Annotated in this window: 18 protein-coding genes; 9 read left to right on the top strand and 9 right to left on the bottom strand. The window is 58.0% G+C overall.

Annotated features, from left to right (window positions below; all coding sequences use genetic code 11):
• Positions 1-4: 4 nt before the first annotated feature.
• Positions 5-1,315, bottom strand: a complete 1,311-nt coding sequence (locus EGO56_RS03400; protein WP_135907695.1) for an MFS transporter — start codon at positions 1,313-1,315, stop codon at positions 5-7.
• A gap of 223 nt (positions 1,316-1,538) precedes the next feature.
• Here EGO56_RS03400 and EGO56_RS03390 point away from each other — a divergent pair, with 223 nt between their 5' ends.
• On the top strand, positions 1,539-2,603 hold the full coding sequence (locus EGO56_RS03390) for a LacI family DNA-binding transcriptional regulator (protein WP_135907694.1): 1,065 nt from the start codon (positions 1,539-1,541) through the stop codon (positions 2,601-2,603).
• Positions 2,604-2,614: 11 nt separating this feature from the next.
• On the opposite strand, the gene EGO56_RS03385 is transcribed toward EGO56_RS03390, so the two are convergent.
• Both EGO56_RS03385 and EGO56_RS03380 read right to left on the bottom strand, forming a co-directional pair.
• Positions 2,615-5,464: a bifunctional diguanylate cyclase/phosphodiesterase gene (locus tag EGO56_RS03385; RefSeq protein ID WP_135907693.1), complete on the bottom strand. Its 2,850-nt coding sequence runs from the start codon at positions 5,462-5,464 to the stop codon at positions 2,615-2,617.
• 272 nt (positions 5,465-5,736) lie between these two features.
• A complete protein-coding gene (locus EGO56_RS03380; protein WP_135907692.1) occupies positions 5,737-6,348 on the bottom strand; it encodes a cupin domain-containing protein in 612 nt (203 codons plus the stop codon).
• 331 nt (positions 6,349-6,679) lie between these two features.
• Here EGO56_RS03380 and EGO56_RS03375 point away from each other — a divergent pair, with 331 nt between their 5' ends.
• On the top strand, positions 6,680-7,162 hold the full coding sequence (locus EGO56_RS03375; protein ID WP_013359026.1) for a YlaC family protein: 483 nt from the start codon (positions 6,680-6,682) through the stop codon (positions 7,160-7,162).
• Here EGO56_RS03375 and EGO56_RS03370 read toward each other — a convergent pair.
• From EGO56_RS03370 to EGO56_RS03360, 3 genes are all read right to left on the bottom strand, one after another.
• Positions 7,159-8,562 (bottom strand): aminotransferase-like domain-containing protein, encoded by a 1,404-nt coding sequence (locus EGO56_RS03370; protein ID WP_135907691.1) that lies wholly within the window; start codon positions 8,560-8,562, stop codon positions 7,159-7,161. The genes EGO56_RS03375 and EGO56_RS03370 overlap by 4 nt on opposite strands.
• Before the next feature lie 127 nt (positions 8,563-8,689).
• Positions 8,690-10,837: a putative bifunctional diguanylate cyclase/phosphodiesterase gene (locus EGO56_RS03365; RefSeq protein WP_135907690.1), complete on the bottom strand. Its 2,148-nt coding sequence runs from the start codon at positions 10,835-10,837 to the stop codon at positions 8,690-8,692.
• Between the two features lie 168 nt (positions 10,838-11,005).
• Complete coding sequence (locus tag EGO56_RS03360) at positions 11,006-13,063, bottom strand: putative bifunctional diguanylate cyclase/phosphodiesterase (RefSeq protein ID WP_135907689.1); 2,058 nt, start codon at positions 13,061-13,063, stop codon at positions 11,006-11,008.
• Positions 13,064-13,608: 545 nt separating this feature from the next.
• Between EGO56_RS03360 and EGO56_RS03355 the strand changes: the two genes are divergently transcribed.
• From EGO56_RS03355 to EGO56_RS03335, 5 genes are read left to right on the top strand one after another with little or no spacing between them, the layout of a single operon-like run.
• Positions 13,609-14,178, top strand: a complete 570-nt coding sequence (locus EGO56_RS03355; protein ID WP_013359030.1) for a spore coat protein U domain-containing protein — start codon at positions 13,609-13,611, stop codon at positions 14,176-14,178.
• Between the two features lie 22 nt (positions 14,179-14,200).
• Positions 14,201-14,716 carry a Csu type fimbrial protein gene (locus EGO56_RS03350; protein WP_135907688.1) on the top strand — a complete coding sequence of 172 codons (516 nt, stop codon included), beginning with the start codon at positions 14,201-14,203 and terminating at the stop codon, positions 14,714-14,716.
• Between the two features lie 25 nt (positions 14,717-14,741).
• Positions 14,742-15,437 (top strand): fimbrial biogenesis chaperone, encoded by a 696-nt coding sequence (locus tag EGO56_RS03345; protein ID WP_135907687.1) that lies wholly within the window; start codon positions 14,742-14,744, stop codon positions 15,435-15,437.
• A gap of 7 nt (positions 15,438-15,444) precedes the next feature.
• Entirely contained in the window at positions 15,445-17,892 is a 2,448-nt protein-coding gene (locus tag EGO56_RS03340; protein ID WP_135907686.1) for a fimbria/pilus outer membrane usher protein, read from the top strand.
• Positions 17,889-18,866, top strand: a complete 978-nt coding sequence (locus EGO56_RS03335) for a Csu type fimbrial protein (protein ID WP_013359034.1) — start codon at positions 17,889-17,891, stop codon at positions 18,864-18,866. Before EGO56_RS03340 ends, EGO56_RS03335 begins: the two co-directional genes overlap by 4 nt.
• On the opposite strand, the gene tcuC is transcribed toward EGO56_RS03335, so the two are convergent.
• The 3 genes from tcuC to exbB all read right to left on the bottom strand — a co-directional run bounded on the left by tcuC (position 18,863) and on the right by exbB (position 21,573).
• Entirely contained in the window at positions 18,863-20,185 is a 1,323-nt protein-coding gene (tcuC, locus tag EGO56_RS03330) for an MFS transporter (protein WP_013359035.1), read from the bottom strand. The two genes, EGO56_RS03335 and tcuC, sit on opposite strands and share 4 nt — an antisense overlap.
• Positions 20,186-20,421: 236 nt before the next feature.
• Positions 20,422-20,844: a TonB system transport protein ExbD gene (gene exbD / locus EGO56_RS03325; RefSeq protein WP_013359036.1), complete on the bottom strand. Its 423-nt coding sequence runs from the start codon at positions 20,842-20,844 to the stop codon at positions 20,422-20,424.
• Between the two features lie 6 nt (positions 20,845-20,850).
• Complete coding sequence (gene exbB, locus EGO56_RS03320; protein ID WP_185948868.1) at positions 20,851-21,573, bottom strand: tol-pal system-associated acyl-CoA thioesterase; 723 nt, start codon at positions 21,571-21,573, stop codon at positions 20,851-20,853.
• 349 nt (positions 21,574-21,922) lie between these two features.
• On the opposite strand from exbB, the gene EGO56_RS03315 reads away from it, so the two are divergent.
• Both EGO56_RS03315 and EGO56_RS03310 read left to right on the top strand, forming a co-directional pair.
• Positions 21,923-22,894, top strand: a complete 972-nt coding sequence (locus EGO56_RS03315; protein ID WP_135907684.1) for a TRAP transporter substrate-binding protein — start codon at positions 21,923-21,925, stop codon at positions 22,892-22,894.
• Positions 22,895-22,943: 49 nt separating this feature from the next.
• The gene (locus EGO56_RS03310; RefSeq protein ID WP_135907683.1) at positions 22,944-23,450 is read left to right on the top strand and encodes a TRAP transporter small permease; all 507 of its coding nucleotides are present in this window, start codon (positions 22,944-22,946) and stop codon (positions 23,448-23,450) included.
• The last annotated feature ends 11 nt before the right edge of the window (positions 23,451-23,461 follow it).

The raw sequence follows: 23,461 nt of genomic DNA, 5'->3' as shown, positions 1-23,461 counted from the left end.
ATCCTTATGGGTTAGCAGGGCGCTGGCGGCGTTCGGCGATCAGCATCACCAGGAAAACGGCACCAATCAGGTCAAAGAAGCCCATCGCCACAAACAGCGGATTAAAGCCGATGGTATCGGCGGTAACACCGATAATCAGCGAGAAGATAAAGCTGGCGATCCAGGCACAGGAGCCACGCATGCCGTTGACGGTGGCCATCTGGCGGCGATCAAAGCGCTCCACCACCAGCGCACTCAGCATGCAGGAGATCACCTGATGACCGAAGCCACCAACGGAGATCAGGGCGATCGCCAGCCAGGGATCTTTCACCAGCGTCATCAGCGCCAGCGACACCATCAGCAGTGCCCCGGTGACGGAACTGGCGACAATGGAATTCACGCGGGTCATGCCAAACCAGCGCACATAGATTCTGGTGAGATAGCCGCTGGCGACGCTGCCGAGGTCGGCGGCCAGAAACGGCAGCCAGGCGAACATGACGATCTGCTTAAGATCCATGCCGCGCTCGTTGGCAAGATAGAGCGGCACCCAGAAGCTCAGCACCGCCCAGGCGGGTTCAGCCAGAAAGGCCGGAATGGCGATGCCGTAGAATTTCTTCTCTTTACCAATCACTTTCAGCGCGGTGAAGAACGCCAGCTTTTCACCCATCGCCTCGTTGTCCTGATTAATAAAGGCGCGTTCATCATCGGAAAGACGGGGATGGCTCTCCGGCGAGTGATAGCCCCACCACCAGAGTCCCACCCACAGCAGGCCCAGGCCGCCGGTCAGCAGAAATGCGCCCTGCCAGCCAAAGGTAATGTGGGCAACATAGATAATCGGTGGCGCCAGCATCGCACCAACCGAAAAGCCGACGCCCGCCCAGCCCGCCGCAACCGGACGCTCCTTTTTCGGAAACCAGTCACCTATCGCTTTGGCGTTAGCGGGCGTCGCCGCCGCTTCCGACGCGCCCATGACAAAACGCAGCAGCGCCAGATGCAGCCAGCTTCCCGCACCGGCGTGCAGCAGACAGGTGAGCGACCAGATCAGCGCGCAGATCAGGAAGCCCATCTTCAGTCCGATCACATCGATCAGCCAGCCGCAAATCGGCTGAAACAGGGTATAGGCGAGCTGAAATGCGGCTACGACCCACGAATACTGTTCGGTGGTCATGTTCAGACTGGTTTTCAGTTCCGGTGCCAGAATGCCGAGGGAGTTACGGGTGATGTAGTTGACGGTCACACCCAGCAGGAACATTCCCAGCATCCACCAGCGTAAATTTTTAATCACGCGCACCGTGCGTGATGCACTGATGGGTTTGGTTGTTGATTCGAGGCTCATTGTGCCACTCCTGATTGCCATTGATGACGCACACCGCCTGCTGGCGTACCGCGTGTCCTGTAAGCGACGTTAAAAAAGTGTGAAACGTGGGTACAGCCACTTTTTTGCAACGCTTTTCATGGCAGGCTGAATCCCGACAGAAAATGGCACTGAAACGCTTATCTGACGCGATTCAGCAGGCTATGAAAAATTTTTCATCAGCAGATTTGAAGGCGATCACAGAATGAAACAAAGGCTGAAAATCGGTGAGATTGCGGCGCTGAGCGGGGTCTCGATCAGTACGGTATCGCGGGTGCTGGCGGGAAAAGCGAATACCCGGCCCGCGACACGGGACAAAGTGCTGGCCGTGGCGCAGCAGCAGGGCGTGCTGGATAACCTGCACAGCGGTCGCCTGCTGCTTAATAACCTGATGGTCTTTGCCCCGCCGCGCGCCTTTGACGTACGCAGCGACATTTTCTACTACAAGGTGATTCAGGGGATCAGCCAGGCGGTAGAGCCACATGAAGTGCGGCTGCGCTACTGTCCGCTGGAAGAGTTGGAGAGTAATGCCGCGCTGTTTATCGATAAGATGCAGCAGACCGAAGCCGCCCTGCTGATCGGCATTGATGATGAGCATATTCATCAGCTGGCGGCGGAGATGAACAAACCCTGCGTGCTGATCAACGCCCGCGATCGCCGGATGCGCCTGCCGTCGGTTTCGCCGCATCATCAGCTGATTGGGGAATTCTCCGCGCGCTATCTGTTTGAGCAGGGACACCGGCAGATCCTGTCGCTGCACTGCCTGCGCCGCTACACCATGGAGCAGCGCTTACAGGGGGTACGTGACGCCTGGCACGCCATGAATCTGCGCTTTGACAGCCGCCAGCATCTGCTGACCCTGAACAGCTTCAGCAGCAATGAGGCGGCGGAACGGCTGGGGGAATATCTGCGCCACTGCCCTGATGCGCTGCGCCCGACGGCGATTCTCGCCAGCGGAGATTATATTGCGGCTGGCGCCGTCACTGCGCTGGAGCAGGCCGGATTGCGGGTGCCGCAGGATATCTCAGTAATGAGCATGGACGGGTTTAACCTGGCCGCTATCCACGACATTCCGCTGACCTCGGTGCAGGTGCCACGTGATGAGCTGGGCGCCGCAGCAGTCAGAATGCTGCAGGAGATGCGGCTGAATCCCGGCACACCCACCGGCAGCCTGCTGCTGAATGGCAGGCTGGTGGTGCGCGAGTCGGTGCGCCGCATCCGCGATAATCTCAGCCATGCGCCGGTTCAGCAGCATGGCCTTTATGATTAACCCGGTGCTGATTAACCCAGCGTTTTCAGCCGCAGTTCCGACGGCTGAGGCCGTCCGAACAGGAAGCCCTGGAACAGCGTACAGCCCTCATCGCGCAGTTTCGCGAACTGCTCATCGCTTTCCACGCCTTCAGCGGTAATCTGGATATCCAGACTGCGGCTCATGCCGGTAATCGCGCGGATGATCGCCAGCGCCTCGCGGCTGTCGCCCATATCGTTAATAAACGATTTGTCGATTTTGATTTTGTCGAACGGGAAGGATCGCAGATAGCTCAGCGACGAATAGCCGGTGCCGAAATCATCCAGCGCAATCTGTACGCCCAGCGCCTTGAGATTCTGCAGGGTACGGATATTCCCCAGTGAGTCATCCAGCAGCACCGATTCGGTGATCTCGACTTCCAGGCGCGCCGGATCGAGACCCGACTCTTTCAGCGCGCCTTCGACCACCGGCACCAGCGAGCTGTTTTTAAACTGCAGCGGTGAGAGGTTGACCGAGACCGACTGCTCCCCTTCCCAGCTCGCCGCTTCACGACAGGCTTCATAGAGCGCAAAGGCGCCCAGCATATGAATCAGGCCGGTCTCTTCTGCAATCGGGATGAAGTCGTTGGGCATGATCAGCCCGCGGATCGGATGATGCCAGCGCATCAGCGCCTCATAGCCAATAATCGTGCGATGATCGCCATTGGTGATGGGCTGATAGTAAAGCCGCAGGTGCCCGCCGCTGATTGCATCGCGCAGATCGTTTTCAATCAGGCGGCGGCTGCGCGCCACATCATCCATCTCCAGCGTAAAGTGCTCATAGCGGTTGCGGCCATTACGCTTGGCTTCATACAGCGCCATATCCGCACAGCGCAGCAGCTGCTCCGGCGTATTGGTGATGGTGGTGCTGAGCGCAATGCCTACGCTGAGCCCGACCGACAGATTATGACCCTCAACGTTGACCGGCGGACGAATCGCCTCGATCAGACGCTGCGCCACAATGCTCGCCTCCTCACTGTTCGCGACCGAAGGCAGCACGATAGCGAACTCATCGCCACCGATGCGCGCCAGCGTATCCTGATCGCGCAGCGTGTTACGCAGACGTTTAGCCACGCTGCGCAGTAGCTCATCGCCAATCTGATGGCCCAGCGCATCGTTCACATTTTTGAAGTTATCCAGATCAAGGCACAGCGCGGCGGTCTGGCGCTGCGTCTGATTCGCGGTGCGCAACGCCTCACTCAGACGCTGGCGGAACAGAATGCGGTTCGGCAGGCTGGTCAGGTTGTCATGGTGCGCCATATGGTGAATACGGGCATCGGCGGCACGCTGGTCGGTAACATCTTCCACCAGCAGCATCAGGTAGTTGCGGCGTGCATCCTGGCCATTAATCGCGGTGGCGCGGGTATGCAGAATGCGTTCGCCGCTGGCGGTCATCAGCAACTGCTCACGCTCATGCATGCCCTCACTGCGCAGTGCAACGTCCGCCAGATTGTTAAAATAGTCACTGAGTTCAGGCGACATGCACTCGTGCGGACGCTTGTTGACGATCAGTGCTTTCGACAGGCCAAACAGCTGCTGAGTACGGTCATTCACCAGCAGGATCTCGCGGGTGATCGCATCTTCAACAATCACGCAGGAGGGAATATTAGCAATGATATTGTCCAGGAATTTAGACAAGGCGGTTTTCTGCGTGCTCTGGGCTTCGGCCAGATCCCGGGCGCGCAGGATCTGCTGCTCCTGCTCACGGCCTTCCGTGCGGTCGCGGGTGATCTTGGCGAAACCGATCAGCTTACCGTCATCATCATAGATCGCGTCGATGACCACATGCGCCCAGAACGCGCTGCCGTCTTTACGGTAGCGCCAGCCTTCATCCTCAAAACGGCCGGTTTTCAGCGCGATACCGAGGTTGGCTTCGGGCGTGCGGTTCAGTCGCTCCTGAGCGCTGTAAAACAGCGAGAAGTGCTGTCCCACCACTTCTTCCGCTTTATACCCTTTGGCGCGCTGGGCACCGGCGTTCCAGTTCACCACCACGCCGTCGACATCGAGCATGTAGATGGCGTAATCGGTGACGCCCTCTACCAGCAGGCGAAAACGCTGCTCCTGTTCCCGTTGCTCGCTGCGGACACGCTGCTGTTCGGTGCAGTCACGAGTGATTTTGGCGTAACCCAGCAATTTACCCTGATCGTCGCGGATCGTGTCGATCACCACATGGGCCCAGAACGCGCTGCCATCTTTGCGGTAGCGCCAGCCCTCATCTTCAAAACGGCCGGTGCGATACGCAGTTTGCAGGTTCTGGCTGGGGATATGATTGAGTCGATCCTGCGCGCTGTAGAAACGGGAAAAATGCTGGCCGACAATCTCTTCCGCCACATAGCCTTTGGCCCGCTGTGCGCCGGCGTTCCAGTTCACTACGTTTCCGTCCTGATCGAGCATGTAGATGGCGTAATCGGTGACGCCCTCCACCAGCAGGCGAAAGCGCATCTCCTGCTCCCGCTCTTTGCGCTGCTGCTCCTGCTGCCGGGTGCAATCACGGCAGACAGCAGCAAATCCAATCAGCTGAGCGGTCTCGTCGCGGATCGGATAGATGACCACGTGTGCCCAGAAGCTACTGCCATCTTTGCGGCAGCGCCAGCCTTCGTTTTCGTAACGTCCGGTGGTGACGGCGATATCAAGTTCGCGCTGCGGCTGACCGCGACGGCGATCCTCTTCGTTGTAAAACAGGGCGGCGTGCTGTCCAATAATTTCGTCTGGCCTGTAACCAAGGACGTGCAGACCCCCGCCATTCCAGCTGGCGACAGTCCCGTCCGGTTTAAGCATGGTGATCGCGTAGTCGATCACGCTTTGTACCAGCATGCGATACATGACATCAGAGTTATTATCCATTGTTATTTGCCTGCTGCTCGGTAGCCCGGTAAAGGCTTAGGAATGTTCTTAATCGCGAGCCGAGACTACAGCGGAAAAGGTCTGCGAAGACAAGCGTATTAAGAAGAATAACTAATCTTAACAGGGGAGTTATCGGCAGCGGCGAGCAAATGTTCAATGATGTGATGATCGGGATAAGCGCCTGAGGTCAGGCGTTAAGGCAGGTTTTACAGCCAGCCAAGTCAGAGCGCGAGGCTGGCTCGCGCTTAATCATTTCGCGGCAGAAACGGCGTTTACAGGTCCATCTGTTGCTGTAAATGCATCGCGGCAATCGGCTGCCAGATCTCGGTTAACGCGCCCTCTTTACCGGTGAACGGATCCTGTGTCGGCAACGGCACTTTTTTCACCTGCTCCTGCGCCATTTTCAGCTTCGCGGGTTCGTCGCGCAGCTTCTCAGGCGACATGCCGCGCGGATAGGCACCAATCACCATAAAATCTTCGCTGGCGCTGACCTGGCGATGACCGACACCTGCCGGGATCAGCACCGCATCGCCTGCGCGCAGGGTGACCATCCGGCCACTGTCGCCGCCAAACAGCACTTCCGCCCAGCCTTCCGCAACCCCGAGCAGTTCATGGGTGTTGGGATGGAAATGGGTATAGGGGAAAATCGGATAGCGCCAGGCGGGTGGCCAGCCGTTTTCGTCGAAAGTTTTTTCAAACCACGCTGCGATCTCCTCCTCTTCCGGCACCACGCGCGGCCAGATAATCAGAGGTAACGGGTTATTAGGTACGCCGCCCGACGGGATGGCGAGCATCAGATGCTGAGGATTATCAGAGGCCCCGGCCGAAAAAGTACCCGCGGCGAAGGACATCATTAATAACAGACTGGAGGATGAGGCACGCATACAGGTTCTCCGGTTTTTTTCTAAGTGTGGCAAACCCGCAGCACAATGCAATGTGCGCCGGACGACACAATTGAGATAATTGACTGATATTGCTGACTAAAGCCAAATGTGTCGTTAACAATAGGGCCAGATAGTGCCTGTACGCCTGCGGATAGCGGTTCTTACTGCGGCAAAGTGTTGCAAAATGTCAGGCGGCCCGGCACGCAGATACGGCAGCCCGATGTCCGGACACTCTTTTGATAAACTGTTATACAAAAATCGCACAGATCTGTTTCTGATATGCTTGACTGTTATCTGTTGTAATAGCTAACAGATGACAGTGAGGTAACAAATGGACGCTATTAAACAAATCCTGATTGACGAGATCGCCACGCTTAACCGCGAAGAACGTCGCGACAATTTGCCGCGCTTTAGCCTCTCGTTTCTGAAGAACCATCCCGGCCTCTGGGCCGTTATGTATCTCTGCTATGGCCTGTGCGTGGCGCTGATCTTCACCACCGAGATGCTCGGCTGGCCCGCCTTCTGGTTTGCCACCGCATTTGTGCTGGTGATGAGCGTGCTGATGCTGCTCGATATCAACCCGAAATATCGCTTTGAAGATATCGATGCGCTCGATCTGCGTGTCTGCTACAACGGTGAGTGGTATTACGTTCAGCCGGTGCGCGAGCAGGCTATCTCACGCATTCTGTCGCTACCTGAAACGCCGGAGCGGGTGAAAAGTGGTATCCAGCGTCTGCTGACGCAAAAAGGGGAAGTGGACTTTTATGATGTCTACTACCTGACCTGGGGCCACCAGGAAGCGGCGCGCGTCTAATCCGCCTGCGGTTGCGCCATTAACTGACCCAGCGTTGCTATTGCCGCCTCGGCCCGACTATCCCACGGCCAGGCGGTATTCAGTCTGAAGCAGTGACTGAACTGCTCTCCTGCCGAAAACAACTGCCCCGGTGCAATACTGATCCCCTGCGCCAGCGCCTGCTGGTAGAGCCGGGTAGTATCGATGCTGTCCGGCAACGTCACCCAGAGAAAATAGCCGCCGCGCGCTTCGCTGACCGTCGCCTGCGGCGGCAGCACCTTCAGCAGCGCCTGACGCACCATCTGCTGTCGCTTCGCCAGTATCTGTCGCAGCCGCTTCAGATGGGTGTCGTAACGCCGCGTGGCAAGAAAGTCGGCCAGCGCCAGCTGCATCGGTGCGCTGGTCGAGAGCGTGCTCATCAGCTGCAGGCGCTGAATGCGCTGCGCATGCTGTCCCGCTGCCACCCAGCCGACGCGGAAACCCGCCACCAGCGACTTGGAAAACGAGCCACAGTGCAGCACGTTTCCCTGGCGATCCCAGGCCTTCGCGGGCAGCGGCGCAGCCTCACCCGCCCAGAGTTCGGCATAGACATCATCTTCAATCATCGGCACCTGATAACGCGCCAGCAGCGTCACCAGTTGCTGTTTGCGCTCCGGCGTTAACGTCACGCTGAGCGGATTCTGCAGCGTCGTCATCAGCCAGCAGGCTTTTACCGGCCAGCGTTGCAGCGCCTCCTCCAGCTGGACGAGATCGATGCCCTGCTTTGCATCGACCGGAATCGCCAGCGCCTTGAGCTTGAGCCGCTCGATCGCCTGCAGCGCGCCATAAAAACTCGGTTGCTCAATCACCACATAGTCGCCCGGCTCGGTCAGGGATTGCAGGCTGAGGTTCAGCGCCTCCAGCGCCCCACTGGTGATGACAATTTCATCCGGCGACAGGGTGATGCCCTGACGCGCATAGCGCTGCGCCAGCAGCTGTCGCAGCGTAGCGTTGCCGGGTGGCAGATTGTGCAGCGCATCGGTTGGGGTCAGATGATGAGAGACGTTCGCCAGCGAGCGCATCAGCTGACGCTGCGGAAAGAGTGCCGGATCGGGGAATGCAGAGCCAAACGGCACGATGGCGGGATCGCGCGTGGCCTGCAGTACATCAAACACAAAGTCGTTGATATCGACCTGCTCGCTGATCGCCACACTCAGCGGTGCGGGCGCTAAGGCGCGCGGTGCCACGTAGTAACCTGACTGTGGACGCGAGACGATCCAGCCCTGACTCTCCAGCAGCTCATAGGCATGCAGCACCGTCATCAGGCTGACACCCTGCTGCGCGACCTGCTGACGCAGCGACGGTAATCGGGTGCCCGGCAGCCAGATGCCGGCCTCTATCTGCTGCTGAATCTCATCCATCAAGCGCTGGTATTTCGCCACGGGTCGCCTCTCCTTGTTTACCGCGAGTAGTCTGACCGCGAGACTTTACCACGCACGGCGGCCAATAACAGGCGGCGCGCATCGCTTATCGTCTCTGATTACGCTGATTCGGCGCTGCACAGGCGCGTCAGATCACCGCCACCTGCGGCGTCAGGGGCTGATCGGCCTCAGTCATCGGGCTCAGGTTTGCCATTGCCGCTTCCGCTTCCGGCACCACAAAATTAGCCAGATCCGGCACTCGCTCAGGAGGAACCGGCTTGCCCAGCAGATAGCCCTGCAGCGTATTGCAGCCGAGGCTGGTCAGAAAGGCCTGCTGCTCAGCGGTTTCAACGCCTTCAGCCACCACTTTCAGCTGCAGCGACTGCGCCAGCGCCACAATCGCCGACACGATGGTGGCATCTTCTTTCTGATGCTGCAGCTCATTCACAAAGGCCCGGTCGATCTTAAGCTCGCTGGCCGGCAGCCGTTTCAGATAGAGCAGGCTGGAGTAGCCGGTGCCAAAGTCATCAATCGAGGCTTTCACGCCGAGCTGGGTCAGCTCGGTGAGAATACGCACGCTCTCATCGGGATCGCGCATCGCAGTGGTCTCCGTCACTTCCAGCGTCAGCAGTTCGGCCGGAATCTGATGTTTTGCCAGCGCATCCACCACCGTCTCTACCAGATTCGATTGTTCAAACTGCAGCGCCGACAGGTTCACCGCCACCGACCAGTCCGGATGGCCCTGCAGATGCCACTGACGCAGCTGACGACAGGCTTCATGGATCACCCAGTTACCGATGCTGACAATCATGCCGGTCTTTTCCGCCATCGGCAGGAATTTATCGGGCGACAGCAGGCCACGCTTCGGGTGCTGCCAGCGCAGCAACGCCTCAAAACCGAGGATCGGGCCGCGCGGCGCACAATATTTTGGCTGATAGAACAGGCGCAGTTCGTCGTTCTCCAGCGCATGCCAGAGATCGTTATTCAGCTGAAGCTGGCTCTGCGCCTGAATGTTCATTGAGGGCTGGAAGAAGGTGTAGCCGTTGCGGCCATTATTTTTGGTGTGGTACATCGCCGCATCGGCGTTGAACATCAGTTCCCGCTCATCCACGCCATCACCGGGATAGACGGCGATACCCAGACTCAGTGAGACCACCAGTTCATAGCGTGAGATATCAAACGGGCGATCCACCGCTTTAACCAGCTTATCGGCGATGGCCGCAGCATCATTGGGATCGTCTATCTCAACCAGCAGCACAAACTCATCACCACCGAGCCGCGCCAGCGTGTAGTAGCCGGTCATCTGCTGACTCATCCGCTCGGTCACACCAACCAGCAGACTGTCGCCAATGTGATGTCCGAAGGCGTCGTTAACCGCCTTAAACCCATCGAGATCCATAAACATCAGGGCAAACTGCGTCTGCTCACGGTTCGCTTTGTTGATCGCCTGCTCCAGTCGATCCTCCAGCAGGATACGGTTCGGCAGCCGGGTCAGGTTATCGTGCAGCGCCAGCTGAGCCAGCTCGCGATTCGCTTCAGCCAGCGAACTGGCGAGAATCGAGGTACGCGCCTGCATCCGCGCATCCAGCATCGAGACCAGCAGGGTAATGCCCAGAATCGAAATGGTGACCACCGTGACCAGAATCGCCAGCCAGTTGCTGTTAACGCCCTGCCCGACCGGATGACTGTGGGTGGGAAACTCTGCCGCCATCATGCCGGTATAGTGCATGCCTGCAATCGCACAGCCCATCACCACCGAGGCGCCAATGCGCAGCAGTGTGACCCGGCCGGTCTGACCCTCACGCAGATTAAACGCCAGCCACAGCGCCGCCCCCGAAGCGGCCAGAGCAATCGCCACCGACAGCGCTACCCAGCCCCATTGCCAGACGATACCAGGCGAGAACATCAGCGCCGCCATGCCGGTGTAGTGCATCGCCGCGACACCACTGCCGAGGATCAGCGCGCCGCCCGCCAGACGCGGCAAAGGCAGATCGCCACTGCTGCAGACCAGCCACAGTGCAAATATCGACGCGCAGACAGCAATGGCGGCGGAGAAGGCGGTAAGTCCGGCGTTGTAGCTCATGACCATCTCCATGCTCATCGACAGCATGCCGATAAAGTGCATCGCCCAGATGCCGATGCCCATGGAGAAACCGCCGCCGAACAGCCAGACCAGCGCCACTTTGCCGGTAGAATGTACCACCCGTCCCGCCATATCTAAGGCGGTAAACGAAGCCAGCATCGCGACAAGAACTGAGACGATGACGATAAAAGAGTCGTATGAGGTCGCTAACATAGTGCATTCCCGCGAAAGCCGTGCTGGTGGTTGGGCAGAGGTTTTTTTAAATTTGTATGAGTTATCGGCATAGCCCGGCGGTTAATGAGCCGCGAACCCTGCATCCTTTCCACTCATTCTGAGTGATGAAATCTATCGTCAGCTTCAGCCAGAAACCGACGACACCGGCTACCGCAGTGCGGGAAAGCTGAACGCGTCAACCCGATCCGGAGGCGTTGGCTTGCCCAGCAGATATCCCTGCAATGCATCAAAGCCTAAGCTGGTGAGCAGATGCTGCTGCTCTTCCGTCTCAACGCCTTCCGCTACCATGCGCAGGTTGAGGCTCTGCGCCAGCGTCAGCATGGCGCTGACCACGGTCGCATCTTCACTGCCAGGTCGCAGGCAGTTGATAAAGCTGCGATCAATCTTAAGTTCACTGGCATCCAGATGCTTAAGATGCAACAGGTTGGCGTAGCCGATGCCGAAGTTATCAATGGCGACGCTGACGCCTGCCTGCTGCAACTCCCGAATCCGCTGCTGGCTGAAAACAGGGTCGCGCATAGCAATCGTTTCGGTGATCTCCAGCATCAGCGCGCTCCCTGACAGCTGGTAACGCGCCAGCGTCCCGGTCAGCGTGCTGAGGAGATCACGCTGGTGAAACTGCAATGCCGAGAGATTCACCGAGACCGTCCAGTCGCTGTGTCCCTGGCTGTGCCAGATCCTTAACTGACGGCACGCCTCCTCAATCACCCAGTTGCCCAGCGCCACAATCTGACCGGTTTTTTCGGCGCGCGGCAAAAACAGCTCAGGCGTCAGCAGACCGCGCTGCGGATGCTGCCAGCGCAGCAGCGCTTCAAATCCCATTAATCGTGTGCCGCCGGAACGGAATTTGGGCTGATAGAACAGCCGCATCTGCTGGCGATCGATCGCTTCCCACAGATCGTTGGCCAGCTCAAGCTGATGCTGCGTTGCCGCGCTCATGGCGGGCTCAAACAGGCACCAGCCGTTTCGCCCACTGTGTTTGGTGTGGTACATCGCCGCGTCGGCATTAAACAACAGCTCCTGCCGGCTGCGGCCATGCAGTGGAAAGATCGCAATACCGGCACTGAGTGAAACGTGCAGTACATAGCGGTCAAGTTCAAACGGCGTACCGATTACTTTCACCAGTTTTTGCGCCAGCTGCCGGGCCGGGCTGATATCACACTCCGCCATCAGCACAAACTCATCCCCGCCCAGCCGCACCAGCAGCATGGTGTTACTGAGCTGACTGCGCAGCCGTTCCGCCACTGCCACCAGTAGCCGGTCACCGACGTGATGTCCCCAGGTGTCATTGACCGCCTTGAAGCCGTCCAGATCCATATAGATCACGGCAAAGCGATCTTCATTCAGCGTCGCCTGTTTGATGGCGAGATCAAGCTGCTGCTCCAGCATCACCCGATTGGGCAGCGCCGTCAGGTTGTCATGCATCGCCAGCTGACGCAGCTCCTGATTAGCGCGATTGAGCCGGGTTGCCAGCCGCGCGGCGCGCACCTGAGCGTCCAGCATCGAACTCAGCAGGGTGATCCCCAGAATACTCAGCGTAATCAGCGAGACCCATACCGCCAGTCCCGGATTACTGACGCCGTGCGGCTGCATGGTGCTGTTCTGGCTGAACACCGCCGCCGCCATGCCCACATAGTGCATGCCTGCAATCGCGATCCCCATCACTATTGAGGCCAGTCCACGCATCAGCAGCAGATGATGGTCACCCTGCCGCAGATGAAACGCCAGCCACAGCGCCACGCCCGAGGCGACGAACGCAATCAGCACCGAGAGCGCCACCAGCAGCATATTCCACTCAGGTTGCGGATCAATCAGCAGGGCCGACATACCAAGATAGTGCATCACCACCACGCCCGCGCCCAGGATCAGCGTGCCGCGCAGCAGCCGCTGACGGGTGAGATGCAGGCCGCCCACCGTCTGGCCGAAGGCGAATATTGACGCCAGGATCGCCACCAGCAGCGAAAGGATCGTCAGCCGCGTGTCATAGCGCATCGTCATCGGCACCATCATTGCCAGCATCCCGATAAAATGCATGGCCCAGATGCCAATCCCCATTGCCGTGCCGCCCACCAGCAGCCAGAACCGCGCGCTCCAGCCACGGGAGACCGCCACCCGTCCGGCAGTGTCCAGCGCTGTAAAAGAGGCAATAAACGCCACGAGCAGCGAAACACAGATCAGCACGCTATCCCAGGTGACAAGCAACATGTACAACTCCTCACCACCCGCAGAAAATCAGGTGCTGTATAAAGTCAGAAAAATAATTTTAATAACACCCAATGGGTGAAAGTTAATAAACTTCAGTATTTACTGGCCCTGAAAGCCGGGCAAAACAGGCCCATAAATGCAGGGCCATTTGTGACCTGCATCTTATTAACCGCCTGCTGTCTCTGGCGGTAAATCGTTATTATGTCTGATTGGTACAGGAACATATCACCGAAGCAGAAAGCATACCAGAGGCCGAAAAAACAAGGGGTTTTGTTTTGCCATCTCGCTTTTATGCCTTGCTGTAACTGGGTTATCGGCCAGAGAGACCATTTGATTAACGAAAAATAAACAGCCGCACTTCGCGTAACGCTTTAACTGATCTATAGTAAGTAAAACTGATATAAATCATCATTCTTAAGTCTAAGATTTTTCTTAAGACTGCGGCGCTGCCGGACTTGTTATTTTTATTTCCTTACTTTGGGTTGAATCGTTAATAAACACCGGGTGAAAAAGCACTGACTCTCGATAATTCGTAAGGAAATATTATGAAACTCAAGCTTTTTCTGTTTGCCGCTGCAGGATTAACTGTTGCTGTTCCATCATTAACCCAGGCGGCTACGACCTCGGGAACCATCAATGCCACGTTAACGCTGACCACCGGTTGCCTGGTAAACGGACAGTCAGCCACGGCGGGCGTTAACTTCGGTACCCTGAACTTTGGTAGCAGCGCCGCCACCTTTGATACCCTGAACGCCACCCTGGTCGGTGCAGCCGGTAACGGTATTTTTGTGCGCTGCACCACCGGTCAGGATTACAACGTGGTGGTGACCAGCAGCAATGCTGCGCCCGCTACTATCTATGGCACCGCCTCTACATCGCCGCGTTATCTGATTCTGGGATCGAATAATGCGCAGGGGATCGCCTATACCCTCTACAGTGACGCCTCCTTCACCACGGCGATCGCCAACAATACGCCGATCGCCTCCAGCGGTACGACCGATCCGACGCGGGGAACCAACTACGCCATTTATGGCCGGGTGGTCGGCGGCGGCTTTAACCCCCTGATCCCTGCCGGAACCTATACCGATACGATCAACGTTGCCGTGAACTATTAACTGCTCTCGCAGGTAAAGAAAGGTGGTTCTCTGGCGAACCTGCCTGACGATCGCACGCGGTCTGCCTCTGCTGATAGGGAGCGTTAACGCCTGGAGTCTGCCTGGCAGCACTTTCCAGGTTACGGCGTCGATTGTGGCAGGCTGCGTGATATCCGGTACCAATACCGGCGTTTTCGGCACTCTTGATTTCGGCACGCAGTCTGGTGTGGCGACCAGCACCGTCAACGCCAGCTTCGTGCAGAGCACCTCCATTAACCTTGCCTGTACGCCAGGCACCACGCTGAGCATGAGTATTAATCAGGGCAGTAACTTCACGACGACCCGTAATCTGAAGCTGCCCAACTTCACCAATACCGTTCCCTATACGCTCTTTAGCAACGCCAGCCGCACCACGGTCATCCCGGTAAACCAGGCGGTGTCGCTGAGCTATAGCAATGCCAATAACATTACGCTGCCGATCTATGGCCAGCTACAACTGCCCGGCACTGCGCGCGCCGGCGTCTATACCGACACGCTGACCGTCACCCTGAGCTGGTGAGGCGATAGAAAACAAGGATATGATCATGAAGCCACTGCGCGCCCTGCTGCTGCTGAGTCCCACCCTGCTCTCTCCGGCCTTCGCCGCTAACTCGGTGATGATCTGGCCTATCGACCCCGCCATTAATCCTGAAGAGAAAGCCAGCGAACTCTGGCTGGAGAATCGCGGTAACAGCACGACCATGATGCAGATCCGGGTTTTCAGCTGGCAGCAGATTAACAGTCAGGAGCAGTATCAGACCCAGCAGCAGGTGGTCGCCAGCCCGCCGATGGTGCGGATGGAGCCGGGCCAGAAACAGCTGGTCAGGCTGATTAAACAGACGCCCCCGGCGGCCGGTAAAGAGCTGGCCTATCGGGTGGTGCTGGATGAGATCCCGACGCCGAACAATCCTGGCGAGAATCAGGCCGGGCTGACCTTTCAGATGCGCTATTCGGTGCCGCTGTTTGTGTATGGTACCGGGCTCTCCACCGACAGCGCCCGCCCTGCTCTGCGCTGGCAACAGATCAGCGAGGGCGGCAAGCGCTGGCTTCAGCTGACCAACAGCGGTAACGGCCACGCCCGGCTCAGCAATGTGGCGATTGGTGGTCGCAAACTGGGCGAAGGCTTATACGGCTATGTGCTGGCAGACAGCACGCATCGCTGGCCGCTCACCTCGCAGGTCAGCGGCGAACTTACCGCTGACGTGAACAAAAGCCAGTGGCGCAGCGCTGCTCAGAAGTAAGCGCTGAATGAGACCCTTTTCCCTGCATCCCTGCGCGCTGGCGGTGGCCAGCGTGATTTACGCGCTTACGCCGGATCCTGTGCTGGCGGAGACTTACTCATCCCTGCCCCCGCCGCCCAGCCTGCAGAGCACCGGCAGCGGTCAGCGTTATATGCTGGAGCTGGTGATTAACCAGCAGGCGAACGGCAACATTGTGGCGGTGGAGCAGCGCGACGGTCATTTCTGGCTGCGCAGCGGCGATCTGCAGCGTGCCGGTCTGCCACCGGCTAAGCTGGGCCAGCAGCCAGAGGTTGATGTCAGCAGCCTGCCATCCATCAGCGTGGAGTATGACGCTGCGCGGCAGCGCCTGCTGCTGACCGTGCCGCCTGACTGGCTGCCCGGTCAGGTCATTGGGGAGGCAAAGAACGGACCGCGTTATCCAGGCCGCACCAGCAGCGGTGCGCTGATTAACTACGATCTTTATGCCAGCCGCACCGATAACAGCGGCACCCGCCTTGCCGCCGGATATGAACTACGGATGTTTGGTGATACCGGACACGTCTCCACTAACGGTGTCTGGCAGCAACAGCTGGAGGGCAGCAAGACTTATCAGAACGATGGCTATATCCGCTACGATAGCTGGTGGAGCAATGAAGATGAGAACACGGCGGTAAGCTGGCGGGTTGGGGATCTGGTCACCGACTCGCTGGCGTGGAGCAGCAGCGTGCGGCTTGGCGGCATCCGCGTCGGCCGCGACTTCAGCGTCCGTCCCGATCTGGTAACCTATCCGCTGCCCGCTTTTTCCGGCCAGGCAGCCGTTCCCTCCACCGTCGATCTCTTTATCAACGGCTATCGTTCCAGCCAGGAAAACGTGCAGCCAGGCCCCTGGTCGATGACCAATGTGCCGTTTGTTAATGGCGCGGGTGACGCGGTGATCACCACCACCGATGCGGTGGGCCGTCGCGTCACTACCACCATGCCGTTTTACGTCTCCAGTAATCTGCTGAAGTCGGGCCTGTCGGATTATGCCTTTTCCGCTGGCGCGATCCGCGAGAACTACGGCATAAAAAACTTCGATTATGGGCAGGCCGCCGCCAGCGGTTCTTACCGATACGGCATGACCGACTGGCTGACGCTGGAGAGTCACGCTGAAGGCAGCGAAAGCCTGGCGATGGGCGGGCTGGGCGGTCAGTTACGCGTCGGCAGCTGGGGCGTGGTCAACGGCGCGGTGGCGCAGAGTCAGCTTGAGGGCGAGAGCGGCAGGCAATACAGCTGGGGTTATCAGTACAATAATAGCTGGTTCAACATCGGCACGCAGCAGACCCAGCGCAGCAGCGACTTCGGCAATCTGGCGCTGGTTGGCAGCCGAGCCGGGAGCCAGGCGGATAGCCGTTACGCGCTGTCGCGCCGCAGTGCGCAGTACAGCGCCAGCGTCTCGCTGAACCAGTTTGGCAGCGTCGGTGCCGCTTTCATCGATATCACCGACGGCCAGGGCGACCGCACCCGCCTGTGGAACCTCTCATGGAGTAAAAACCTGTGGGGTAACAGCAGCCTCTATGTCTCTGCCAGCCGCGATCAGCAGGAGAAGAGCTGGACCGGTGCCATCTCGCTAGTGATCCCGTTTGGTGAACAGGGCAGCGCGGCCATCAGCACCGAACGCGATCAGCGCGGTCGCGACAGCCAGCGTATCTACGCCTCCAGCGCCATGCCCAGCGACGGCGGGTTCGCCTGGGATGCCTCCTGGGCGAATCAGAGCGGTGACAGCGGCGATTATCGTCAGGGCAGTCTGCGCTATCGCAATAACCAGATTGATACCTCCGGCGGTTTTTATGGCGATGATGACAACCTCACGCAATGGGCCGATCTCTCCGGTGCGCTGGTATTAATGGATAACAGCGTTTTTGCCGCTAACGCCATCAACGACGCCTTTGTGCTGGTGAAAACAAGCTATCCCGACGTGAACGTGCGCTACGAAAATCAGTCGATGGGACGCACCAATCAACAGGGCTATCTGCTGGTGCCCGCCATCAGCAGCTACTATCCGGCCAAATATGATATCGACACCCTCGACCTGCCCGCCGATATGACCACGCCGCGGGTTGAGCAGCGCTTCGCGGTGAAACGCCAGAGCGGCTACCTGCTCAACTTCCCGGTGGAAAAACTGCGCGCCGCCAGCGTGATCCTGGTTGATGCGCAGGGCCAGCCGCTGCCGGTCTCAAGCCTGGTGCAGCGGCCTGACCATCCCACCGGATATGTCGGCTGGGATGGCATCGTCTGGATGGAAGATCTTACCGCCAGCAATCCGATCGAGGTAGTGACGCCAGATGGTCGCCGCTGCGAAACCGAATTGCATATCGCCAGCGGTCAGCCGCAGGCGCTGAAAACCTATGGCCCTCTGACCTGCGCGCTACCGGCTCCTGTTGCAGGCAGCGCCGCCGCGCCTGCTGAACCTTTTACGTCCGGAAATCCACTATGATGAGATCGCTGTTACTGGCTGGCCTGTTGCTGCTACTGCCGTCACTGAGCTACGCCGCCTGTACCCTGCCCGCCTCCACAGCAAGCTTTGGTTCGGTCACCACCTTTGTGGCGAATACCACCGTCAGTTCGGTCACCACCAACGCCAACGTCAACTGTGGCTCCGGCTCGTCGCTGTCGCTGCTCGGCAATAACCAGATAACCTTTCAGCTGACCGGCGCAACCACTGTCAGCGGCACGCGCGGCATCCTCAAGCGTAGCGGTGACACCGGCAGCGATAATGTGCCGGTGCAACTCTGCACTGACAGTGCCTGCGCCACCGAACTGACCATCGGTGGCACGCCATTTGTCTATGGATCGCAGACTCTGATTAACCTGGCGGGTTTGCTGGGCAGCCTCAACTTTGCCATTCCGGTCTATCTGCGCACCGTTCCCGGTCAGGTCGTCGCCGCCGGCACCTATCAGGTGACGCTGAACATGGCGGTGACCTATCGCATCTGCACCAGCGTCGGCGTGGGAAATCTCTGCTTAAGTGAGCAGACCGGCAGCGGCGTGATCCCGATTAACATCACCGCTATCCTGACCAATGACTGCACGACGATTACCTCACCCAATATCAGCTTTGGCAGCGCGCCGCTGGTGGGCAGCTTTTCCACCGTCTCGCAGACCATCAACGTATTGTGCAGTAAAGGCAGCACCTATACCGTCGGACTGAGCAATGGCAGCTATGCGGTGAGCAGCGTCAGGAATATGGCGAGCGGGACGAATCGGCTGAGCTATGAGATTTATAAGAGTACCACCAGCAATCGCTGGGGCCCGGCAGGTACGGAGCGCTGGAGCAGTACCACCTCGACGGCGGTATCCACGGATGGACTGACGCGCGGCTTTAACTACACCGCGCGCATCCTGACCACGCAGAACACGCCGCCTGCCGGTAACTACAGCGACAGCGTGGTGGTCGATTTGTCTTTTTAGAGGGAAGCGCTGGCCGGCGTCGCGCTGTGGCGCAACTGATACTGTTTCACCATCCGGCCAATCAACAGCGTACCGATCAGCCCGCAGACGGCAGCAAAGGTCAGCCAGACGCCCGGCATCGCCTTATCACCGGTGGCGTGGATCAGATAGCTGGAGATAGCCGGCGTGAAGCCGCCAAACAGCGCCGTCGCCAGACTGTAGGCCATAGAGAAACCGGCGGCGCGCACCTCAGCAGGCATAATCTCCGCCAGATACACCACCATCGCCCCGTTGTAACTGGCATAAAGAAACGACAGCCACAGTTCCGCTTCCAGCAGATGGGCGAAGCTGGCCGAGCCCACCAGCCAGTGCAGCACCGGCCAGGTCGTCACAATCATCAGCAGGGTAAAGATGATCAGCAGCGGACGGCGTCCGACGCGGTCCGACAGCGCGCCCATCAGCGGCAGCCAGAAGAGGTTTGAGACACCCACGCAGAGGGTGACCAGAAACGCCTGCTTATCGCTCATCATCAGCACGGTTTTACCAAAGGTCGGGGTAAAGGCAGTGATCATGTAGAACATCACCGTGGTGGTGACCACCATCAGCATGCCCGCCAGCACCAGCGCCCAGTTGCTGGCAACTGACCGCATAATTTCCGTCATGCTCGGATGATGTTTACGTTTGCTGAACGCTTCGGTCTCTTCCAGCATCCGGCGAATGTAGAACAGGAACGGCACAATCAGGCAGCCGACCACAAACGGGATACGCCAGCCCCACTCCGTCACCGCCTCTTTCGCCAGCAGATGATTCAGCATCAGGCCCAGCAGGGCGGCAAAAATCACCGCAATCTGCTGACTGCCGGACTGCCAGCTGACGAAAAAGCCTTTGCGACCTTTTGGCGCGACTTCCGCCAGATAGACCGATACGCCACCCAGCTCGACGCCTGCCGAGAAGCCCTGCAACAGGCGTCCCAGCAGAATCAGAATCGGTGCCGCCGCGCCCAGCGTGGCGTAGCCTGGTACCAGCGCAATGGTCAGGGTACCAATCGCCATTAAGCCCAGCGTCAGTAATAAGCCTTTACGACGACCATGATGGTCGATGTAGGCACCCAGAATGATCGCCCCCAGCGGGCGCATCAGGAAGCCGGCACCAAAGGTCATCAGGGTGAGCATCAGGGAAGCAAACGGGTCATCACCGGGAAAGAAGGTTTTGGCAATGGCGGTGGCGTAATAGCCAAACACCATAAAATCGTACATCTCCAGAAAGTTACCACTGGTGACGTTAAAGATGGTTCGGGCAGCACTTTTCGGCGGCTTTTGTAAAGACGGGGTGTGACTCATAACGGCTTCCTGTTGTTTTTTAGCCGTTTTAGCCTGCCTGAGGCGAGATTAATGTGACCTGGCTCACCATTGCACTTTACAATTCTGTGTACATAAGTAACAAGCAATTAACAATTCAGATCAGCCAGCATAAGTGATCAGCTCTGGTGCTGATCTGCCTGATTTTATCTGGCTGAAGAGCCGCCATAAAAAAAGGCGACCTTAACAGTCGCCTTTTCATGTTGCCGGATAACCCGCTATTTCTTCACGGTTTCCATGCCCATCAGACCGATTTTCAGGTAGCCCGCCGTGCGCAGCTTATCCATCACGCTCATCAGCGTTTCATAATCTACCGACTTGTCTGCCTGGAAGAAAATGGTGGTCTCTTTGTTGCCCTGCGTCTGGCTGGTCAGCACGTTAACCAGCGAGTCCGGGGTGACCTGATCGTTACCCACGTAAAGCTGCTTATCTGCTTTAATCGACAGATAGACCGGCTTTTCCGGACGCGGTTGCGGCGCGCTGGTGGAAGCAGGCAGATTAACGCGCACATCGACCGTAGCCAGTGGCGCGGCCACCATAAAGATGATCAGCAGCACCAGCATGACGTCGATAAACGGCGTCACGTTGATCTCATGCATTTCACCATCGGTTTCCAGATCGTCGTTTAATCGCATGGCCATAACAACTTACCCTAAGCGCAGTTTCTGGGCGGTCGCAGGACGCGGAACCTCTGTGGCGACGGTGCCCAGATCGATATCACGACTCTGCAGCAGCATCACCTGCGCGGCGACATCACCCAGCGAGGCTTTGTAGTTGGCAATCATGCGGGCAAAAACGTTATAGATGACGACGGCCGGGATCGCAGCAACCAGACCAATCGCGGTCGCCAGCAGCGCTTCGGCAATACCCGGTGCCACCACCGCAAGGTTGGTGGTCTGGGTTTTCGCGATGCCGATAAAGCTGTTCATGATGCCCCAGACGGTGCCGAACAGGCCGATAAACGGAGCGACAGAACCGATGGTCGCCAGGAAACCGTTGCCACGACCCGCATGACGGCTGAAGGCGGCTACACGGCGCTCGAGGCGGAAACTGGTGCGATCTTTAATGCCGTTGGTATCTTCCACGCCAGCCGACAGTTCAAGTTCATTCTGCGCATCGTTCAACAGCATCACAGAGTGGCTGTGCCCGGTAAAGGCTTTGGCAATGCGGGCGGCGTCATTCAGATTGCGGGCTTCGCCCAGTGCCAGTTGCTCACGCTTCAGGCGACGCTTAGCCGCGCTGAGTTCGGCATATTTGCCGAAGAAGATCGCCCAGGTCACCACTGAGGCCAATAACAGGCCAATCATGACCACCTTTACCACGATATCGGCATGTTGATACATGCCCCAAACGGAGAGGTCCGTTTGCATCAAATCACTGGCTACCACGCTGCTTCTCCAACTTCTGATTCAGGGATGCGAAACAAGCGCAAATAATAGCAAAACGCCGGCGAATTGATAGTCGTTCTCATTACTATTTACAAAGCTGCTCAGCGCTATTGACCTGTTGTTGAGCGGGTTCAGGCACGGTTTGTGAGGATGTTTCGAAAATGTGAAGCTGTATGAAAATTTATTAAAACAACGTTTCAAAATGTGACGGAATTCATTCAATCAGCATTGCTGCATTTTACTCAGACACGTTTTCACTATGCTGGCTCCTTACGGCCCTCTGCGGTTAGCCCTGACCGCAGGCCGTCTTACCTCTGCGGGAGACAATATAATGAGAATGATGAAAACATGCGTGGCCAGTGCCCTGGCGGCGATGATAGCGAGCGCCACCGCCACGGCACAGGTGATTAAGGTGGCTGAAGTGCAGCCTGCCGGTTATCCCACTGTGGTCGCTCTGCAACACATGGGCGACAAACTGAAACAGGCCACCGATGGGCGGCTGGAGATGAAGCTCTACGCCGGTGGCGTGCTGGGTGATGAAGATCAGACGCTGCAACAGGTGCAACTGGGGGCTATTGATATGATCCGCGTCTCGCTGGCCCCGGTCACCTCGATTGCCCCGGAAACCAGCGTGCTGACCCTGCCCTACATTTTCCGCGACGTTAATCACATGCACAACGTGCTGGATGGCGAGATAGGCCGCGAGATTGCCGACAAATTCGATAACGATCCCAACGCCCGCATGGTGTTCCTGGGCTGGACCGATGCCGGTGAGCGCAACATGATCACCAAAAAGCCGCTGGCGAAGCCGGACGATCTCAGGGGCATGAAAATCCGGGTGCAGAACAGCGCCATCTCGCTGGCGACGCTGAAAGCGATGGGCGCCAATCCGGTGGCAATGGGCGTCAGTGAAGTGTTCAGTGCGATGCAGACCGGCGTGGTTGATGGCACCGAAAACAACCCACCAACCTTTGTCGCCCATAACTATATGCCGGTCGCGAAGTATTACACCCTCAGCGGCCACTTTATCCAGCCAGAGATGATCCTGTTTTCAAAACGCGCCTGGGATCGCCTGAAACCCGACGATCAGGCCCTGCTGAAAAAGCTTGGCAAAGAGGCACAGGATGAGGAGCGCCATCTCTGGGCGACCTATACCGAAGAGTCGATCGCCAAAATGAAGGCGGGCGGCGTCACCTTCCAGCAGACCGACCGTGACTATTTCGTCAAAGCGACTCAGCCGGTGCGCGATCAGTTTGGCGGCAAATATCAGGATCTGATGACCCGGATCGCTGAGGTGAAATAACCCTTCCCGCGCCACGCTGCCGTGTGGCGTATTTAATCAGGTATCAATTATGTCTGCTTATACGCGTCTGATGGATGGGCTTTATCTGCTCTGCATGCTGGTGGCCGCCATGGCGCTGTTGATCATGGTGACGGTGATCCCGATTGGGATCTTCGCCCGTTACGTGATGAACGGCGCGCTCTCGTGGCCGGAGCCGGTTGCCATTATCTGCATGATTATTTTTACCTTTATTGGCGCACCGGTGGGTCTGCGCGCCGGAACCCATATCTGCGTGTCGATGGTCACTGACCGCCTGTCGCCTGCCCGGCAGCGCCTGATGCTGCGCGTCAGCGATCTGCTGATGGTCGTCACCTGTCTGGTGATCTTCCAGGCCAGTTACAGCCTGTGCGAAGCGATGTGGGTGCAGACCCTCGCCTCACTTCCGGCGGTGACCTACGGCGAGATGTATCTGCCGATCCCGATTGGCGCAATTTTCACCCTGCTGTTTGTTATTGAGCGCCTGCTGAGCGGCGATCAGAGCCAGCGACCGATTGTCACGCTGGGCGGCACCCACTAACGCGGAGCAGA

The organism is Pantoea vagans, assembly GCF_004792415.1.
GTDB lineage: Bacteria > Pseudomonadota > Gammaproteobacteria > Enterobacterales > Enterobacteriaceae > Pantoea > Pantoea vagans.
Note: the sequence above shows the minus strand (reverse complement) of the source record. Positions and strands in the feature narration are given on the sequence as shown.

What these genes read in the sequence shown, in the direction of transcription:
- EGO56_RS03400 (WP_135907695.1), bottom strand. Translation starts at nt 1,315, where the DNA reads ATGAGCCTCGAATCAACAACCAAACCCATCAGTGCATCACGCACGGTG.
- EGO56_RS03360 (WP_135907689.1), bottom strand. Translation starts at nt 13,063, where the DNA reads ATGTTGCTTGTCACCTGGGATAGCGTGCTGATCTGTGTTTCGCTGCTC.
- EGO56_RS03385 (WP_135907693.1), bottom strand. Translation starts at nt 5,464, where the DNA reads ATGGATAATAACTCTGATGTCATGTATCGCATGCTGGTACAAAGCGTG.
- EGO56_RS03355 (WP_013359030.1), top strand. Translation starts at nt 13,609, where the DNA reads ATGAAACTCAAGCTTTTTCTGTTTGCCGCTGCAGGATTAACTGTTGCT.
- EGO56_RS03365 (WP_135907690.1), bottom strand. Translation starts at nt 10,837, where the DNA reads ATGTTAGCGACCTCATACGACTCTTTTATCGTCATCGTCTCAGTTCTT.
- EGO56_RS03375 (WP_013359026.1), top strand. Translation starts at nt 6,680, where the DNA reads ATGGACGCTATTAAACAAATCCTGATTGACGAGATCGCCACGCTTAAC.
- EGO56_RS03380 (WP_135907692.1), bottom strand. Translation starts at nt 6,348, where the DNA reads ATGCGTGCCTCATCCTCCAGTCTGTTATTAATGATGTCCTTCGCCGCG.
- tcuC (WP_013359035.1), bottom strand. Translation starts at nt 20,185, where the DNA reads ATGAGTCACACCCCGTCTTTACAAAAGCCGCCGAAAAGTGCTGCCCGA.
- EGO56_RS03340 (WP_135907686.1), top strand. Translation starts at nt 15,445, where the DNA reads ATGAGACCCTTTTCCCTGCATCCCTGCGCGCTGGCGGTGGCCAGCGTG.
- EGO56_RS03390 (WP_135907694.1), top strand. Translation starts at nt 1,539, where the DNA reads ATGAAACAAAGGCTGAAAATCGGTGAGATTGCGGCGCTGAGCGGGGTC.
- EGO56_RS03310 (WP_135907683.1), top strand. Translation starts at nt 22,944, where the DNA reads ATGTCTGCTTATACGCGTCTGATGGATGGGCTTTATCTGCTCTGCATG.
- exbB (WP_185948868.1), bottom strand. Translation starts at nt 21,573, where the DNA reads ATGCAAACGGACCTCTCCGTTTGGGGCATGTATCAACATGCCGATATC.
- EGO56_RS03345 (WP_135907687.1), top strand. Translation starts at nt 14,742, where the DNA reads ATGAAGCCACTGCGCGCCCTGCTGCTGCTGAGTCCCACCCTGCTCTCT.
- EGO56_RS03335 (WP_013359034.1), top strand. Translation starts at nt 17,889, where the DNA reads ATGATGAGATCGCTGTTACTGGCTGGCCTGTTGCTGCTACTGCCGTCA.
- EGO56_RS03315 (WP_135907684.1), top strand. Translation starts at nt 21,923, where the DNA reads ATGAGAATGATGAAAACATGCGTGGCCAGTGCCCTGGCGGCGATGATA.
- exbD (WP_013359036.1), bottom strand. Translation starts at nt 20,844, where the DNA reads ATGGCCATGCGATTAAACGACGATCTGGAAACCGATGGTGAAATGCAT.